Annotated in this window: 16 protein-coding genes; 8 read left to right on the top strand and 8 right to left on the bottom strand. The window is 53.0% G+C overall.

The window, feature by feature from the left end; translation table 11 throughout:
- The first annotated feature begins 59 nt into the window (after positions 1-59).
- On the top strand, positions 60-2,225 hold the full coding sequence (gene uvrD / locus EC840_RS22725) for a DNA helicase II (protein WP_132967158.1): 2,166 nt from the start codon (positions 60-62) through the stop codon (positions 2,223-2,225).
- A gap of 122 nt (positions 2,226-2,347) precedes the next feature.
- Here the strand turns inward: uvrD and EC840_RS22720 are convergent, their stop codons facing one another.
- Complete coding sequence (locus tag EC840_RS22720; RefSeq protein ID WP_112291325.1) at positions 2,348-2,824, bottom strand: WbuC family cupin fold metalloprotein; 477 nt, start codon at positions 2,822-2,824, stop codon at positions 2,348-2,350.
- 429 nt (positions 2,825-3,253) lie between these two features.
- On the opposite strand from EC840_RS22720, the gene corA reads away from it, so the two are divergent.
- Both corA and EC840_RS22710 read left to right on the top strand, forming a co-directional pair.
- The gene (corA, locus tag EC840_RS22715; protein ID WP_095924204.1) at positions 3,254-4,204 is read left to right on the top strand and encodes a magnesium/cobalt transporter CorA; all 951 of its coding nucleotides are present in this window, start codon (positions 3,254-3,256) and stop codon (positions 4,202-4,204) included.
- 12 nt (positions 4,205-4,216) lie between these two features.
- Positions 4,217-5,278: an AbrB family transcriptional regulator gene (locus tag EC840_RS22710; RefSeq protein ID WP_132967156.1), complete on the top strand. Its 1,062-nt coding sequence runs from the start codon at positions 4,217-4,219 to the stop codon at positions 5,276-5,278.
- On the opposite strand, the gene rarD is transcribed toward EC840_RS22710, so the two are convergent.
- Positions 5,243-6,157, bottom strand: coding sequence for an EamA family transporter RarD (gene rarD / locus EC840_RS22705; protein ID WP_112291324.1), 915 nt, complete (start codon positions 6,155-6,157; stop codon positions 5,243-5,245). The genes EC840_RS22710 and rarD overlap by 36 nt on opposite strands.
- A gap of 46 nt (positions 6,158-6,203) precedes the next feature.
- Positions 6,204-6,686: a thioesterase family protein gene (locus EC840_RS22700; protein WP_113878087.1), complete on the bottom strand. Its 483-nt coding sequence runs from the start codon at positions 6,684-6,686 to the stop codon at positions 6,204-6,206.
- Positions 6,687-6,941: 255 nt separating this feature from the next.
- Between EC840_RS22700 and pldA the strand changes: the two genes are divergently transcribed.
- The 3 genes from pldA (at position 6,942) to rhtC (ending at position 10,437) form a co-directional block, all read left to right on the top strand.
- The gene (gene pldA / locus EC840_RS22695; RefSeq protein WP_112291320.1) at positions 6,942-7,820 is read left to right on the top strand and encodes a phospholipase A; all 879 of its coding nucleotides are present in this window, start codon (positions 6,942-6,944) and stop codon (positions 7,818-7,820) included.
- 129 nt (positions 7,821-7,949) lie between these two features.
- The gene (gene recQ / locus EC840_RS22690; protein ID WP_112291318.1) at positions 7,950-9,782 is read left to right on the top strand and encodes an ATP-dependent DNA helicase RecQ; all 1,833 of its coding nucleotides are present in this window, start codon (positions 7,950-7,952) and stop codon (positions 9,780-9,782) included.
- A gap of 37 nt (positions 9,783-9,819) precedes the next feature.
- A complete protein-coding gene (gene rhtC, locus EC840_RS22685; RefSeq protein WP_112291317.1) occupies positions 9,820-10,437 on the top strand; it encodes a threonine export protein RhtC in 618 nt (205 codons plus the stop codon).
- Between the two features lie 64 nt (positions 10,438-10,501).
- On the opposite strand, the gene rhtB is transcribed toward rhtC, so the two are convergent.
- Positions 10,502-11,122 carry a homoserine/homoserine lactone efflux protein gene (gene rhtB, locus EC840_RS22680; protein WP_132967154.1) on the bottom strand — a complete coding sequence of 207 codons (621 nt, stop codon included), beginning with the start codon at positions 11,120-11,122 and terminating at the stop codon, positions 10,502-10,504.
- Between the two features lie 121 nt (positions 11,123-11,243).
- On the opposite strand from rhtB, the gene pldB reads away from it, so the two are divergent.
- Both pldB and yigL read left to right on the top strand, forming a co-directional pair.
- A complete protein-coding gene (pldB, locus tag EC840_RS22675) occupies positions 11,244-12,236 on the top strand; it encodes a lysophospholipase L2 (RefSeq protein WP_112291313.1) in 993 nt (330 codons plus the stop codon).
- Between the two features lie 48 nt (positions 12,237-12,284).
- Positions 12,285-13,094: a sugar/pyridoxal phosphate phosphatase YigL gene (gene yigL / locus EC840_RS22670; protein ID WP_132967152.1), complete on the top strand. Its 810-nt coding sequence runs from the start codon at positions 12,285-12,287 to the stop codon at positions 13,092-13,094.
- Positions 13,095-13,169: 75 nt separating this feature from the next.
- Here yigL and EC840_RS22665 read toward each other — a convergent pair whose 3' ends face one another.
- From EC840_RS22665 to EC840_RS22650, 4 genes are read right to left on the bottom strand one after another with little or no spacing between them, the layout of a single operon-like run.
- Positions 13,170-14,240: a glycoside hydrolase family 130 protein gene (locus EC840_RS22665; protein ID WP_132967190.1), complete on the bottom strand. Its 1,071-nt coding sequence runs from the start codon at positions 14,238-14,240 to the stop codon at positions 13,170-13,172.
- Positions 14,227-15,777 (bottom strand): alpha-amylase family glycosyl hydrolase, encoded by a 1,551-nt coding sequence (locus EC840_RS22660; RefSeq protein WP_132967150.1) that lies wholly within the window; start codon positions 15,775-15,777, stop codon positions 14,227-14,229. Before EC840_RS22660 ends, EC840_RS22665 begins: the two co-directional genes overlap by 14 nt.
- 12 nt (positions 15,778-15,789) lie before the next feature.
- Entirely contained in the window at positions 15,790-16,614 is an 825-nt protein-coding gene (locus EC840_RS22655; RefSeq protein WP_198659756.1) for a carbohydrate ABC transporter permease, read from the bottom strand.
- A gap of 53 nt (positions 16,615-16,667) precedes the next feature.
- On the bottom strand, positions 16,668-17,537 hold the full coding sequence (locus EC840_RS22650) for a sugar ABC transporter permease (RefSeq protein ID WP_113878030.1): 870 nt from the start codon (positions 17,535-17,537) through the stop codon (positions 16,668-16,670).
- Positions 17,538-17,540 lie beyond the last annotated feature (3 nt).

The following is a 17,540-nucleotide window of genomic DNA, read 5'->3' as shown; positions in this document are numbered from 1 at the left end:
TTCACAGTAGAAAAGCATTCACCGGGTGAGTGCTTTTCTCATCCTGACAAACGGTGCCTATGGACGTTTCTGACCTGCTCGACAGCCTGAATGAAAAACAACGTGAAGCCGTGGCCGCGCCGCGCAGCAATCTGTTGGTACTGGCCGGGGCAGGCAGTGGCAAAACCCGCGTGCTGGTTCACCGCATTGCGTGGCTGCTGGCCGTCGAAAAGTGTTCGCCGTATTCCATTATGGCGGTCACCTTCACCAACAAAGCGGCGGCAGAAATGCGCCACCGTATCGACCAGCTGATCGGCACCAGTCAGGGCGGTATGTGGATTGGTACCTTCCACGGCCTCGCGCACCGTTTGCTGCGCGCGCACCATTTGGACGCCAATCTGCCGCAGGATTTCCAAATCCTCGACAGCGACGACCAGATGCGTCTGATCAAGCGTCTGATCAAAGCGCTGAACATCGACGAGAAACAGTGGCCGCCGCGTCAGGCGATGTGGTACATCAACGGCAAAAAAGATGAAGGTCTGCGCCCGCAGCACGTTGAAACTTATAACAATCCTGTCGAAGCGACCTGGTTACGCATTTATCAGGCCTATCAGGAAGCCTGCGACCGTGCCGGCCTGGTGGATTTTGCCGAGTTATTGCTGCGCGCCCACGAACTCTGGCTGAACAAGCCGCATATTTTGCAGCATTACCGCGAACGCTTTACCAACCTGATGGTGGACGAATTCCAGGACACCAACAGCATTCAGTACGCGTGGATCCGTCTGCTGGCGGGCGACAACAATAACGTGATGATCGTCGGCGACGATGACCAGTCGATTTACGGCTGGCGCGGTGCGCAGGTCGAAAACATCCAGCGTTTCCTGAAAGATTTCCCGAATGCGGAAACTATCCGTCTGGAGCAGAACTACCGTTCGACCAGCACCATTCTGAAGGCTGCTAACTCGCTGATAGAAAACAACAACGGCCGTATGGGTAAAAACCTGTGGACCGAAGACGGCGAGGGCGAACCGATTTCACTGTATTGCGCATTCAACGAACTGGATGAATCGCGCTTTGTGGTTAACCGCATCAAAACCTGGCAGGACAACGGCGGTGCGCTGAAAGATTGCGCCATTCTTTACCGCAGCAACGCCCAGTCGCGTGTGCTGGAAGAAGCTTTGTTGCAGATGGCGATGCCGTACCGTATTTACGGCGGCCAGCGGTTCTTTGACCGTCAGGAAATCAAAGATGCGCTGGCGTATCTGCGTCTGATGGCTAACCGTAATGACGATGCAGCGTTCGAGCGCGTGGTGAACACCCCAACGCGCGGCATCGGCGACCGTACGCTGGATGTGGTGCGTCAGACAGCCCGTGACCGTCAGCTGACCATGTGGCAGGCCACGCGTGCTTTGTTACAGGAAAAGGTCCTGGCAGGCCGTGCCGCGTCTGCTCTGCAACGCTTCACCGAACTGGTTGACGCACTGGCGGATGAAACCTCAGACATGCCGCTGCACGTGCAGACTGACCGCGTAATCAAAGACTCCGGCCTGTTCATCATGTATGAGCAGGAGAAGGGCGAAAAAGGCCAGGCGCGCATCGAAAACTTAGAAGAACTGGTGACGGCAACGCGTCAGTTCAGCTATCAGGACGAAGACGAAGACCTGATGCCGTTGCAGGCATTCCTGTCCCATGCCGCGCTCGAAGCAGGCGAAGGGCAGGCGGATGCCAATCAGGACGCTACGCAGCTGATGACACTGCACTCGGCCAAAGGGCTGGAGTTCCCGCAGGTGTTTATCGTCGGCATGGAAGAAGGTATGTTCCCGAGTCAGATGTCACTGGAAGAAGGCGGGCGTCTGGAAGAAGAACGCCGTCTGGCGTACGTCGGCGTTACGCGCGCCATGCAAAAACTCACCCTCACTTACGCTGAAACCCGCCGCTTATACGGCAAAGAAGTGTCGCATCGTCCGTCACGTTTCGTCGGTGAATTGCCGGAGGACTGTGTCGAAGAAGTCAGGATGCGCGCCAATGTTTCGCGTCCGATGAGCAACCGCAGCGTCGGCACGCCAACCAGCGTCAGCGATACCGGCTTCAAACTCGGCCAGCGCGTCATGCATCCAAAATTCGGTGAAGGCACCATCGTTAACATGGAAGGCAGCGGCGAACACAGCCGTCTGCAGGTGGCGTTCCCGGGGGAAGGGATTAAGTGGCTGGTCGCCGCCTACGCCCGCCTCGAAGCCGCAAGCTAGCTTACTTGCGATCTTGAGCCCGGGCAGTGCTCGACATCCTCATGGACTATGTGTCCATTCCGGTGTCTCCGCGCTGGCCGGACTCAACCTCGCTGCACCGCTGACGCTTGCCCGACAGAGTATCAGAGGCTAAAAATTTCACCCACTTCGGCTTTCGCATACCATTCCAGCGTTTCTTTCACGCCTTCTTCGCCTTCCGGCGGGGTGCCTGGCAGATAATCTTGTTCCTGCACTGGCTGATACGCGCCGTGTTTCACTTCAAAAATCACGCCACCTTCGTCGAGGGATAACACGCTGTGCCAGGTGTTGGCCGGGATTTCAAGCAGGCGGGTTTCTGCGCCGAGCCACAGACGGTCGGTGACTTTGCCGCTGTTATCGTAAATCAGCACCAGAAAACGTCCGCGCAGGGCGGTCAGCATTTCCCAGGTATGCGGATGGCGATGGATGCGCACGTAAGTGCCCGGTTCCATCGCAATGGCCAGACGTTGTACGTCATCTTCCGGCGCCGGATGGATATTCAGATTCTGGCGCAGTCGCGGGGAATGAGCGGCTTTGGTGATCAGATCACACAGCGTGTCCTGGTTTATTTGTTTAATCATTTCAGTCTCTGCCTGAGAAGTCTGGTAACGGAGAAATTCGGTGCCTGAGTGTAGCCAAAAAAACGATGAGACATAAGCCGCTAAAGGTTATCAACACCGCCTGAAATTTATGCATAAATGTTGCCAGAATAGATTTGTTCGCGGTTGACAGTCTTTTTATTACCGGCGTAACATGCGCGCACTATTATCAATGAGGAACTGCGCCTTGGACACACCCAGTAGATACTGGCTCAACAACCTGTTTTCCAGGTACCACTTCTAAGGCCCTCCTCATTGCTGATGGCCTTAGTGGTTGTCAGCGACCCCCGTTCTGTCGCTGTGAGTCAGATCTGAAGTTGGTCTGAATTACGCCGGTGACATTTTTCACTCCGTGATTTTCTGTGCTTCAACGCGTTGTCCACTTTCCGTAATTTTTGGGAGAACGGGCACATGCTGAGTGCTTTTAAATTAGAAAACAGCCGCTTATCCCGTTTAGAGCTGGACGAGTCAGACGATCTCAAAACTTCACTGTGGGTCGATCTGGTTGAGCCTGACGATCAGGAACGTGAGCGCGTTCAATGCGAATTAGGGCAAAGCCTTGCGACGCGTCCGGAACTGGACGACATCGAAGCCTCTGCGCGTTTCTTTGAAGACGAAGACGGTCTGCACATTCACTCCTTCTTTTATTACGAAGATGCCGATGATCATGCCGGTAACAGCACCGTCGCCTTTACCGTGCGCGAAGGCCGTTTGTACACCCTGCGTGAACGCGAGTTACCGGCGTTTCGTCTCTACCGTATGCGTGCCCGCAACCAGAAACTGGTCGATGGTAATGCGTATGAACTGCTGCTGGATTTGTTCGAAACCAAAATCGAACAGCTGGCGGACGAAATCGAAAACATCTACAGCGATCTGGAAAAACTCAGTCGTGTGATCATGGAAGGGCATCAGGGCGACGAATATGACGCGGCGCTTTCCACGCTGGCAGAACTGGAAGATATCGGATGGAAAGTCCGTTTATGTCTGATGGATACCCAGCGCGCGCTGAATTTCCTGGTGCGCAAAGCCCGTTTACCGGCAGGTCAGCTGGAGCAGGCGCGCGAGGTGTTACGCGATATCGAATCCCTGCTGCCGCACAACGAATCCCTGTTCCAGAAAGTGAACTTCCTGATGCAGGCGGCGATGGGCTTTATCAACATCGAACAGAACCGCATCATCAAGATTTTCTCGGTGGTTTCCGTGGTGTTCCTGCCGCCAACGCTGGTGGCCTCCAGCTACGGGATGAACTTCGAATTCATGCCTGAGCTGAAATGGTCATTCGGTTATCCGGGCGCGATTGCACTGATGATCCTCGCCGGTCTGGCACCTTATTTGTACTTCAAACGCAAAAACTGGTTATAACCTGCGATGCTGATGGAAAGGATGGTTCCGGCGGGGCAGTGGTTTATCCTTGTCGTTTCCTCGCTGATTCTGGGCATTATTTTTCAAACCTTCCATGTGCCAGCCGCACTGTTACTGGGGCCGATGATTGTCGGCGTCATCATGGGGCTGCTGGGCGCCAGCGTGCGTATTCACCCGCTGTTTTTTAAACTCTCTCAGGGCGTTTTGGGCTGCATGATTGCCCAAAGCCTGTCGCCGTCGATATTACCCCCGTTACTCAATGACTGGCCGCTGGTGCTGATGGTGCTGGTGGCGACGCTGCTGGCCAGCGGGCTTTCCGGCTGGCTGCTGGTACGTTTTAGCCAGTTACCCGGCCCGACCGGTGCGTGGGGCTCATCGCCGGGCGGTGCCAGTGCGATGGTGGCTATGGCCGGTGATTTCGGTGCTGATGTGCGTCTGGTGGCGTTTATGCAGTATCTGCGCGTGCTGTTTGTGGCCACAGCGGCCGCATTAGTGGCCCGTATGGCGATGGGCGACAGCGCGTCACTGGCGGCGGCGGTGGTGTGGTTTCCGCCGCTGACGTGGCGTTTCTTTGCGACGCTATTTCTGGCGGTGGCCGGTGTCTGGCTGGGGCCGCGTCTGCGAATTCCTTCCGGCGCATTGCTGCTCCCGGCCATCGCCGGCGCGGTTTTGCATTCCACCGGTACCGTGGCCTTAGAAGTGCCGGAATGGCTGCTGGCGATGGCCTATACGCTGATTGGCTGGAGTGTCGGATTGCGCTTCACGCGCCCGATTTTCAAACTGGCTTTGCGCACGCTGCCGCAGATGATTGCATCGATTATCGGGCTGATGCTGATTTGCGGCGGTATGGCGTGGGTGCTGACCAAACTGCTGGGCGTAGATATGCTGACGGCGTATCTGGCGACCAGCCCGGGCGGACTGGACACCGTGGCGATTATTGCGGCGGGCAGCCATGCGGATTTAGGATTTGTGATGGCGATGCAGACGTTGCGTCTGATCACCATCCTGGCAACCGGTCCGGCGATGGCGCGCTTTATATCACGCAGCGCTGTGCCCGCTTCTTCCTCGTCGTAAACGGCCCTGCGTATACAGTGCATCCGTGATAAAGCACAGCAGACCGACCCAGATAAAACCGAAGGTGATGAGCTGTGATGTATTAACAGTTTCACCGTAGAACACCACTGCCAGCAGGAACATCAGGGTCGGCCCCAGATACTGGAAAAAGCCCAGCGTTGAAAGCTTCAGGCGGGCGGCGGCGGCAGTGAAGAACAGTAACGGGATGGTGGTAATAATCCCGGCAGCCATCAGCAGCAAATCAAGCGACCACGGATTTGCGGCCAGATTACTGGTCGGGCTGCTGGCGATAAAGAACAGGTAAATCCCGGCGACCGGCAGCAGCCATAGCGTTTCAATCAACATGCCGGTTTGCGAATCCACACCGATTTTTTTACGCAGCAGGCCGTAAAAGGCAAACGTCAGTGACAGGCCGATGGCGATGACCGGCACCGAACCAAAAATCCACACCTGAATCAGTACTCCGGCGAAAGCCAGCGCGACGGCAAACCACTGCAAACTTCGGAATCTTTCCCGCAAAAACAGCATGCCGAGCACCACATTCACCAGCGGATTGATAAAGTAACCGAGGCTGGCTTCCAGAATGTGATCATGATTTATCGCCCAGATAAAAATCAGCCAGTTCCCACCGACAAGCAGGGCAGTAATCAGTAACATGCCGACTTTCTTCGGCTGTGCCAGTACCCGCCGGACATCGCCCCAGCTGCGGCTGACGGAGAGCAGCACTAACATAAAGAAGAATGACCAGATCACCCGGTGAGTCAGAATTTCGTCAGCAGGCACCTGTTTGATCAGCTTGAAGTACGCGGGCGCGACTCCCCAAATCAGATAGGCAATAAAGGCAAAAATAACACCTTGCCGGGTACGATGTGCGTCCATGTGGTACCTGAAAAAGAGTAAGGAAAGAAGCGAAGTTTACCTGATTTCAGCCGACCATATAGGTCGCCGTGGTCGTGGCGATGTGAACGCCGGTATCGCTGTGCAAATCCACGCGCGCAACGGACACTTTATTGCCGGCGCGGACCAGGCTTGCCGAGGCAATAAAGTAGTCGCCACGGCCCGGACGCAGATAATCAACGCGCAAATCAATGGTGCCCATTTTGGATAACCGCTGGCGCATTTCCGCTTCCAGCAACGGATGATCCGGCTTGTCACGGCGGATCAGTGAACTGGTCACACAAACCAGACCGGCGGCGACATCCAGCACCGCCGCAATCACGCCGCCGTGCAGGATTTTTTGTGCGGCATTGCCCACCAGTTTGGTCTGGTTGGTAAATTTTAACTCTGCGTAGTCGCAGTCGAGACGTTTCAGCTCGAGGCCCAGTTCGCGGTTAAACGGCATATCGTAAACGAAAATATTGCCGATCAGTTGCAGGGCGGCCTCGTGGCTGAGAGATGAAGCAGACATGAATAAATTCCTGACGAAAACGAGTGGATCGTATGTTCGCCGAAAAAGTTAACGAAGTGTTGATTTTAGGTGCGGGCAGGATGGATTTCTACCGGGCGAAGGATAAATGTATTCAGTACTCATGTAGAAATGTATTTGTGTGTAAAATGCCCTGCTTTGAGATTTCCGGATTGTAGTCTGCGCATTGCCGGCCGGGCGGAAGGCTGATTATCAAAAAATAATGAATCAATAACTTTAGGGTGAGGATAAGGAATAATGCGTAAAAATTGGGCTGTCGGTGCCACGCTGTTGGCGTTGCCATTGTTGGGCTATGCAGAGGAAGCCACGGTACAGGAAGTACATGATAAACCTGCTGTGCGCGGAAGCATTATTGCAAATATGCTGCAAGAGCATGACAACCCGTTCACGTTATATCCTTATGAACCCAACTTTCTGATTTACACCGATACCAGCAATATCAACAAGAAAGCGATTGAGTCTTACGACTGGGCAGATAAAGCACGTCACGATGAAGTCGAGTTCCAGCTCAGCCTGGCATTCCCTCTGTGGCGCGGTATTGCGGGTGATAACTCGGTTCTCGGCGCATCCTACACGCAAAAATCATTCTGGCAGCTTTCTAACAGCGGGCAGTCTTCACCTTTCCGTGAGACCAACTACGAGCCACAGCTTTTCCTGGCCTGGGCAACGGATTACGATTTCCTCGGCTGGACATTGCGTGAAGCAGAATATGGTGTCAGTCACCAGTCTAACGGTCGCTCCGACCCGACGTCCCGCAGCTGGAACCGTGTGTATGCGCGTTTCATGGCGCAGCACGGCAACTGGCAGGTTGATCTGAAACCCTGGTATCGCATCCCTGAAAGCGATGAAGATGACGACAACCCGGACATCGCCAAATACATGGGCTATTACCGCCTGAAAGTTGGCTATGCGTGGGGCGACAGCGTGTTCAGCGTCGAAAGTCGTTACAACTGGAATACCGGTTACGGCGGCGCGACGACCGGCTGGAGCTACCCGATTTCCAAACAAGTTCGCTTCTATACTCAGGTATTCAGTGGTTACGGCGAGTCATTGATCGACTATAACCATAAGCAGACCCGTATCGGCGTCGGTATTATGCTTAACGACATTATGTAATCCCCGCCATACTTCTGGTTGCAGTTGCGTTGGCTGCATCGCGGATTATTTAGGGTATATTATGTCGGTGCAGTACAGCCCCGGCGGCTTTAGGGCTTAGCCGGGTGGTTTGAACAGTTGGGGAATTGAGTGTCTACGGCGGCAGTGATAAACAAAGAAGAGCTGGCTCATCAGGTATTACGCGATACCTTCGGTTATCAGCAATTCAGACCAGGCCAGCAAACTATCATCAACACCGCCATTTCTGGCCGGGATTGTCTGGTAGTGATGCCAACAGGCGGCGGTAAATCGCTGTGCTATCAAATCCCCGCACTGGTGATGGACGGCCTGACGCTGGTCGTTTCGCCGCTCATTTCCCTGATGAAAGATCAGGTTGATCAACTGATGGCCGCAGGCGTTGAAGCCGGTTGCCTGAACTCGACGCAAACCCGTGAGCAACAGCTGGAAGTCATGGCCGGTTGCCGCGCGGGACGTATCAAAATGCTGTATATCGCGCCGGAACGCCTGATGATGGGCGATTTCCTGGAACAGCTGCAACAGTGGAATCCTGCGATGCTGGCTGTCGATGAAGCCCACTGTATTTCCCAATGGGGCCACGATTTCCGTCCGGAATATCGCGCCCTTGGCCAGCTGAAACTGCGTTATCCGCAACTGCCGGTGATCGCCCTGACCGCGACCGCCGATGAAGCCACACGTAACGATATCGTCCGCCTGCTGGAACTGAATGATCCGCTGATTCAGGTCAGCAGTTTTGACCGTCCAAATATCCGTTACACGCTGGTGGAAAAATTTAAGCCGCTCGATCAGCTGATTCGCTTTGTGCAGGATCAGCGCGGCAAAAGCGGCATCATTTACTGTAACAGCCGTGCCAAAGTTGAAGACACTGCAGCGCGATTGCAAAGTCGCGGGCTGAGCGTTGGCGCATATCATGCCGGACTGGATAACGAAACCCGTGCCCGCGTGCAGGAAGGTTTTCAGCGTGACGACCTGCAAATTGTGGTTGCCACCGTCGCCTTCGGTATGGGCATCAACAAGCCTAACGTGCGTTTTGTGGTGCACTTTGATATTCCGCGCACCATTGAATCTTATTATCAGGAAACGGGGCGTGCCGGACGTGACGGCCTGCCAGCGGAAGCGGTATTGCTTTACGATCCGGCCGATATGGCCTGGTTGCGCCGCTGTCTGGAAGAGAAACCGGCTGGCGCCCAGCAGGATGTTGAACGCCACAAACTGAATGCCATGAACGCATTCGCGGAGGCGCAAACCTGTCGACGCCTGGTGCTGCTCAATTACTTTGGCGAAGGTAAACAGAACGCCTGCGGTAACTGCGACGTGTGCCTGGATCCGCCAAAACGCTACGACGGCTTGCTGGATGCACAGAAAGCGCTGTCCGTCATCGCACGCGTCGGGCAACGTTTTGGTCTGGGTTATGTGGTCGAAGTGCTGCGCGGCTCGAACAATCAGCGTATCCGTGAATACGGCCACGAGAAGCTGTCGGTTTACGGTATCGGCAAAGAACACAGTAACGAGCACTGGACCAGCGTGGTGCGCCAGCTTATCCACCTCGGGCTGGTGATGCAAAACATCGCCATGCACTCTGCGTTACAGCTGACAGAATCTGCGCGTCCGGTGCTGCGTGGTGAAATCCCGTTACAGCTGGCGGTGCCACGAATTCAGACGCTCAAAATTAAAAGCAGTGCCAGTCAGAAAACCTACGGCGGAAATTACGACCGTAAGCTGTTTGCTAAATTGCGTAAACTGCGTAAGTCACTGGCGGATGATAATAATGTGCCGCCATACGTGGTGTTTAACGACACGACGCTGCTGGAAATGGCTGAACATCTGCCGGTCAGCGCGAGTGATTTACTCGACATCACCGGTGTCGGTCAGCGTAAGCTGGAGAAATTCGGTCGGCCATTTATGGCGATGATCCGCGATCACATCGATAACGGCGACGAGTAAGAATTCTGTTTCCTACACATAACACAGAGAGTTAATCATGCTGATGCTATTCCTGACGGTTGCGATGGTTCATCTGATCGCGCTGATGAGTCCGGGACCGGACTTCTTCTTTGTCTCACAAACCGCCGCCAGCCGGTCGCGTAAAGAAGCCATGATGGGCGTGATTGGCATTACGCTGGGCGTGCTGGTGTGGGCCGCCGTTGCGCTGATGGGGTTGCATCTTATTCTGCAAAAAATGGCCTGGTTGCATCAGATCATCACCGTCGGCGGCGGATTGTATCTGTGCTGGATGGGCTGGCAACTGCTGAAATCTGCACGTGCTAAGAAACAAAACGGCGATGATACACCGGTGGCTCTGCCTGCCCGTGGCCGCACGTTTATGCGCGGACTGCTGACCAATCTTTCTAACCCGAAAGCCGTCATTTACTTCGGCAGCGTGTTCTCGATGTTTGTTAGCGACAGCGTCAGCGGCGGCGAGCGTCTGGGCATATTCCTGCTGATCGTCGTGGAAACCCTGGCCTGGTTCTCATTAGTGGCACTGGTCTTTGCCCTGCCTAAAATGCGTCGCGGGTATCAGCGTCTGGCGAAATGGATTGATGGCGTGGCGGGTGTGGTGTTTGCAGGCTTTGGTGTTGCCTTAATCATCAACCGCTGAGCAAATTAGCCGGTTAATAAAAAAGGGTTCGGTTGATGCCGAACCCTTTTTGCATTCTGAGAAATCAAACCTTCCGCGCACTGGCCAGCAACACACCCACCAGCATAAACAGCGAGCCGAAAATGCGGTTCAGCAACTGCATTTGTTTCGGGGCTTTCACCCAACCGGCGATGCGGGTGGCCAGCGTGGCGTAGCCGATCATCACAATGATATCGACAACCACCGTGGTGACACCCAGTACCACGTATTGTGCAGCCTGAGGTTGGTGCGCAATGATAAACTGTGGAAATAGTGCAGCCAGAAATACAATGCTTTTTGGATTGGTCAGGTTCACCAGAATGGCGCGTGTGAACAAACGGCGTCGCGGCATACTGCTGGCGAGCGCGTTCAGGTCAATCGCACCGGCGGAGCGCCACTGGCAAATACCCAGCCAGATCAGGTAGGCGGCGCCAAACCATTTGAGAAACTCAAAGGCCAGCAGCGATGATGAAATCAGCGCGCCCAGCCCGATACCGACCAGCACGATGTGGATCGCTAAACCGAGCTGTAACCCGGCAATTGAGGCCACAGCACCACGATAGCCGTGGCTGATGCCGGTGCTCATGGTGTTAATCGCGCCGGAACCGGGTGATAAACTTAAAATAGAAGTGGTGAGCAGGTAGGTTAACCACCAGTCCAGTGTCATTGCGAGACTCCCTGAGTACGTTTTAGGTTGTTTTATGGCACAATACGCCATTGTCTATAATTGCGCTATAGCTCACAAATAACACTTTCATCCTCCCTGTTTGACGACTTTGGATCATTGAATGCCTGCGAATTATGCGAAGTGGTTAACACGTGAGAAGGAGTTTGCAGCCTTTGCGACCGGGCCTTTGCTGGATTTCTGGCGGACACGTGAAGAAGGCGAGTTTAGCGGCGTTGATGATGTTCCTGTCCGTTATGTCCGGTTTTGTTCGCCTGCTCACGATAAAGTCATCGTTGTGTCACCGGGTCGTATAGAAAGCTACGTAAAATATCCCGAAGTGGCCTACGATTTATTCCATTGCGGCTACGATGTCATGATTGTCGATCACCGTGGTCAGGGACGTTCCGGGCGTATGCTTGACGATCCGCATTGCGGTCACGTTAAGCACTTTGACGATTATGTCGAAGATTTCGACCGCTTTTATCAGCTGGAGGTTGCGCCGCGTCAGTACCAGAAAAAGTTTGCGCTGGCACACTCCATGGGCGGGGCAATTCTGGCGTTGTATCTGGCGAAAAATCCGCAGAATTTTGATGCAGCGGCGTTACTGGCGCCGATGACCGGTATTTATTTGCCGATGCCGGGTTGGTTATCGCGCCGTATCCTTAACTGGGCGGAAAATCGTCCGGTTCGTCGTGATGGCTATGCGCTGGGTACCGGCCACTGGCGGCCGCTGCCGTTTGTAGTCAACCAGCTGACGCACAGCCGCGCGCGTTATCGCCGCAATTTGCGGTTTTACGCCGATTATCCAGAGTTGCAGGTCGGCGGACCTACCTATCACTGGGTGCGTGAAGGGATTGAGGCGGGGATGCATATCCTGAAAGAAGCCGAAAAAATCACCACTCCTGTTCTGTTATTGCAGGCGAGCGAAGATCGTGTGGTGGATAACCGGTCCCATCTTGCTTTTTGTCAGGCCATGGCCGTTGCGGGGCACCCTTGTGAAGGGGAAAAACCGCTGGTCATCGAAGGCGCGCGCCATGAGATCCTGTTTGAACGGGACGACCTGAGGGCACAGGCGCTGGACGCTATCATGCGCTTTTTTGCGCGACAGCTTTAATCCGCGGTTCGCCGCGCACAACTCCATCAGAGGTTAGAACCTAACGCTATGTACCATGTTGTTGCTTCCGATTTAGATGGCACGCTGCTATCACCTGATCATACCCTGAGCCCGTTCGCCAAAGAGACGCTGAAACTGCTGACTCAGCGCGACGTGCATTTCGTTTTCGCCACCGGGCGTCACCATATCGACGTGGCGCAGATGCGCGACAATCTGGAAATCAGTGCGTACATGATCACCTCCAACGGTGCGCGCGTGCATAACACCGACGGCGACCTGATTTTCTCGCACAATCTGGATGAAGACATCGCCAGAGACCTGTTCGGCATCATGCATAACAACCCGGATATTCTGACCAACGTTTATCGTAATGATGACTGGTACATGAACCGTGACCGCGCCGATCAGGATGATTTCTTCCGTGAATCCATTTTCAAATACAAACTGTATGAGCCGGGTTTGCTGGAAACTGACGGTATCTGCAAAGTGTATTTCACCTGTGAAGACCACGAAAAACTGCTGCCACTGGAAGAAGCGATCAACGCGCGCTGGGGCGACCGTGTGAACGTCAGCTTCTCACTGCCGGTCTGTCTGGAAGTGATGGCGGGCGGTGTGTCAAAAGGCCATGCGCTGGAATATGTTTCCAAGCTGATGGGTTATTCGCTGAAAGATTGTATCGCCTTTGGTGATGGCCTGAATGACCTTGAAATGCTGACCATGGCCGGTAAAGGTTGTCTGATGAGCGGTTCACTGCCACGTCTGAAAGCTGCCATGCCGGATGCAGAAATCATCGGATCCAACGCCGACGATGCCGTGCCGCATTACCTGCGTAAGATGTATCTGGCTGAAGAAAGCTAATCGGTTTTAAAGCTAAGTCGTAAAACCAAAGCAGGGTATTCACTCTGCTTTGGTGGTTCCCGCCTCTGATCCTGCCTAATCTGCACTTACTGAAATGCCCAGATGTTGCCACAAATCCGCCAGCGGCATTGTCGCCAGCGCAATACACTCATCGGCGGCCCCGTAGTAAATTTTCAGCATGTCCTTTTCCAGCAGCGCGCCGCAGGTAAAGACTACGTTGCCAAAGAATCCTTCTCTCTCGTAAATCGCTTCCGGTTGTAACAGCGGCGCTGAGGATTTGGCGATAATTTTCAATGGATTATGCAAATCGAGCAGCATGGCACCGAGGCAATAGCGCTGATCTTTATCCACGCCGTGATAAATCTGTAACCAGCCACGTGCCGTTTTCATCAGCGGGGCGCCACCGCCCAGTTTCAGCGCATCCCAGTCGCCGGACGCGCTGCCGAGTAAATGGCGATGATTGCCCCAGTGCAGCATGTCCGGGGATTCACAGATCCAGATCTCCGGCTTACCAAAATGTTTGGGCGAAGGACGGGTCAGCGCCTGATATTTACCGTTAATTTTTTCCGGGAAGAAACACACGTCGCGGTTATCCGGGCAGAAAATCACGCCTTGTTTTTCCACAGCAATAAAATCGGTGGTGGTCGCCAGTGCGGTAGAAATGCCATACGGCGAAATAGCCGAATAGTTAATGTAGTAAACACCGTCTATCAGCGTAATTCGCGGATCTTCGCAGCCGAATTGCTCATATTGCGTATCGGCGGTTAAAAAAGGCTGAGCATCGACAGTGAAATCTTCACCATTCTGACTTCTCGCTAACCGCAGATGCGACATGGAGGTCAGCCAGATAACCGAAGGATCGGCTTTCAGTGCAATCATTCTGGGGTCACTGAAGTCATAAGCCGGGTCGTCCCGTTGAAAACGTTTAGTGCCCGGATGCCAGGTATTTTGCCGATTCACCAGAAGCGGTACTTCCAGACAATTGGCGTCCGTTGAGACCACGCTTTCCGCAACACGAAGCAGCAGCAGGGTTTCACCCTGATACGAACATACGCCTGCATTAAATACACAATCGACCTTCCAGCCGGGCTGGGAAGGGATGATATCGGCAGGTGTTAACAGCGGATTTTTATCACTTCTGAGCATTTTCATGGTTTACCTTTTTGATAAGAATTTGGTTTTTTTCCAGCAGCGGTTCATCCGCGCCGAACAAGACGGGATTGTCATCGCCATAACCTACGTTGACGACCGTCGCGCCGAAATTGATCATCACTTCCAGACATTCCCCTTTCAGAAAGCGGCGGAATATCAGGCATTGTTTAAACAGCGTGAGGTACTCATAGCGACCACGCTGAAGCGCCGGATGGGTATTTCTCAGCGCAATCAGTTGTTTATACGCGCCAAAAATTGAATGTGAGCACTTACTCTCGGCCTCGGCGTTTATTTGCCCTTCGCTGTTAATGGCTGGCGTCCAGGGAACGGGTAAGCGGGAGGCATCGCGGCAGAAAGGCAATGCATAAGTAAGTGCTTGCTCTTCATCCATGCCTTGTGAAATTGCGGTGTGATATTGAGTGATGCCCTGAATATCCCGCATTTGCTGCAAATTCTGCGGGACAAAATCCGTCATGCCGATTTCCTCACCCTGAAAGATGAAAGGCAAACCACGGGCGGTCATTTGCAGGGCGAAAACGGCCACCGCACGGGGAATATCCCGGGAGGATTCACCGAAGCGACTGATCATGCGTGACATATCATGGCTGGAAAAAAACAGCGTCGGTAAGCCGGGCAGCGTGGCTTCCATAGCCTGCATTTCGGCGAAGATCGCGGTGATATCGAAGTGTTTCTGGCTGCCAAGATTAAAATTGAAGACCACGTCCAGCAGCTCCGCACCCTGATAAGGCGCCATCACCGGCAATACTTCACTGCCCACTTCGCCAATCAGCAGGAATTCCCCTTGTGCACGGATATGGCGGCACAGGCGCTTCACTACATTGAGCACACCGGGCTGATTGATATCTTTTTCATGAGGTGGCTCTGCGCCCGGTTCGGCCGGCGGGTGATCTTCCCCGATGCCATCGGTGGTCAGAAAATTAATAACGTCAAAACGGAAACCGTCGACGCCGCGGGCTATCCAGAAATCGAAGATTTTTTTGATCTCACGCTCAACGGCAGGATGAGACCAGTTCAGGCAAACCTGCTGAGGCGAGAATTTATGGTAGTAACTGGCCGTTCCGCCGGGCTCCTGTGTCCAGGCTGAACCGCCGAAGAAAGAGGTCCAGTTATTAGTTTGCTCACGAAAGAAAAAGAAGTCGCGGAAAGGGCTGCCAGGCTGGCTGAGCGCTGCCTGAAACCAGGGGTGCTGATCTGACACGTGATTAATTACCACGTCGATCACCAGCAAAATGTCGCGCTGATGACAGGCTGAAATCAGTTCATCAAAAAGCGCTAACGTGCCAAAACGCGGATCAACAGCGCAGTGGTCGCTGATGTCATAGCCATTATCCACCAGCGGAGACGGGTAAAAAGGCGTCACCCAGATACCGCCAATGCCCAGCTCAGCCAGATAATCCAGCTTAGAAATCAGACCTTGAAAATCGCCCAGTCCGTCCGTATTACCGTCGCAGAAAGACGGCAAATACACCTGATAAAATACCCGTTCCTGCGCTGTTTTCAGGTTATTCATCATTCATGCCTGTTATTTAAGTGAAAGCGACATTCCTTCCAGGAAATGTTTCCTGAAGAGGATAAACAAAACGACGATCGGCAAAGTTTGTACCACCGACCCCGCCAGAATCGGGCCGACATACACGCTGTACGATTTACTGAACGTCGCCAGCAGAACGGAAAGCGGCATTTTGTTAGCGTCCTGCATCACAATCAGCGGCCAGAGGAAATTGTCCCAGGCGCTGGTGAAGGTAAATATCGCGACGATAGCCAGAATGGATTTATTGAGAGGCAACATGACATGGAAAAGAATTTTGATAAGACCGGCGTGATCTAATCTCGCGGCATGAATATAGTCATTGGGCGTGCCTTTAAAACTCTGGGAAATCATAAAAATACCCCAGCCATTCATGACAAACGGTAAAATAAGCGCGCCATACGAATTAAGCATGCCGAGTTCCCGCATAAGCACAAAATGCGGAATAATAAACATGAATGCCGGGAAAACCATTTGCAGGATCAGCAGATTTTTAAAAATATCCCGACCTTTGAATTCCATTTTTGCCAGCGCATAACCTATTAAACAGGAACTCAGCGTGACGCACACTGTAATGGTTAATGTAATGAATATGGAATTAAACAACGTGCGAAGAAAGGGTTTTTCCGCTTTGCCGCTGCCGTCGAACAGGAAAGTATAATTATCGAATGACAGCGGGCCGGAAAAGAACGAAGTGGTATAAATATCAGCGGTATTTTTTAAAGAACCGATTAGCATCCACAAATAGGGATATAACCAGGTGATGGCCAGCACAAACATCAGCAGGTGGATCACCACGGAACTGAGTGTTCTTTTCAGCGAATATTTTTGCACAGGGGAGGCTGTCGGCATCTGTGCAGTTTTAGTTTTCATCATACGATCTCGATTTTCTTTTCCAGACACCGGCGCAATATCCAGATCAGTGAGAAGCTGAATACGGCGACAATAATCGACATGGTGGCGGCCCAGCTTGGCTGCATCTGCCGGAAGGCGGCTTCATACATCACTACCATTGGCGTGGTGGTGCTTTGCAGCGGACCGCCGCCGGTGATGAGATAGGGTTCGGTGAAAATACTGAACGCGACTGTGATCGCCAGAACCAGCACCATGACGATCTGCGCATTCATCAGGGGCAATGTGATATGCCATATTTTTCCGGGGCCGCTGGTTTTATCGAGGTCTGCCGCATCGTAAATATCTTTCGGAATCGTAATCAGCCCGGAATAAAAAATCAGGCCGTAGTAGCCAACAAATTTCCACGTGATAATAAGAGCAACAGATAACATGGCAAAATCCGGATGGGTAAACCACGGAACATTAATGCCCAATGTGCTCATCAGAAAGGTATTGATGGGGCCTGTTTCACTCAACAGTTTGGAAAATACAATAGAATACGCTACGCCGGATGAAACATTGGCGAGCAGGAAACTCAGGGCAACAAAGGCTTTGCCATATTTTAGTTTCCTTAAACCGAAAGCGAATAATAATGAAGACACCAAAACAATCGGCAGATAGTAAGCCAGAAATTTAAATACGTTATACATCGCTGTCCAGAACAAAGGATTCTGCATGACGGCAATAATATTCTTCACACCATTAAAAGAGGGCGTGCCAATAAATTTCCAGTCAGTAAAGCTCAGTACCGCTAACCAGATAAAAGGATAAAGCCAGAATACCAGAGAATATCCGAGGTAAGTGGAGGCCAGAAGGCCCCCTGTAGTGGACTCTTTCAGTTTAATCATCGC

This window comes from Rahnella sp. JUb53 (genome assembly GCF_004346065.1).
Classification (GTDB): Bacteria; Pseudomonadota; Gammaproteobacteria; order Enterobacterales; family Enterobacteriaceae; genus Rahnella; species Rahnella variigena.
The sequence above is the reverse complement of the archived record's forward strand: the minus strand, read 5'-3'. Positions and strand labels throughout refer to the sequence as shown.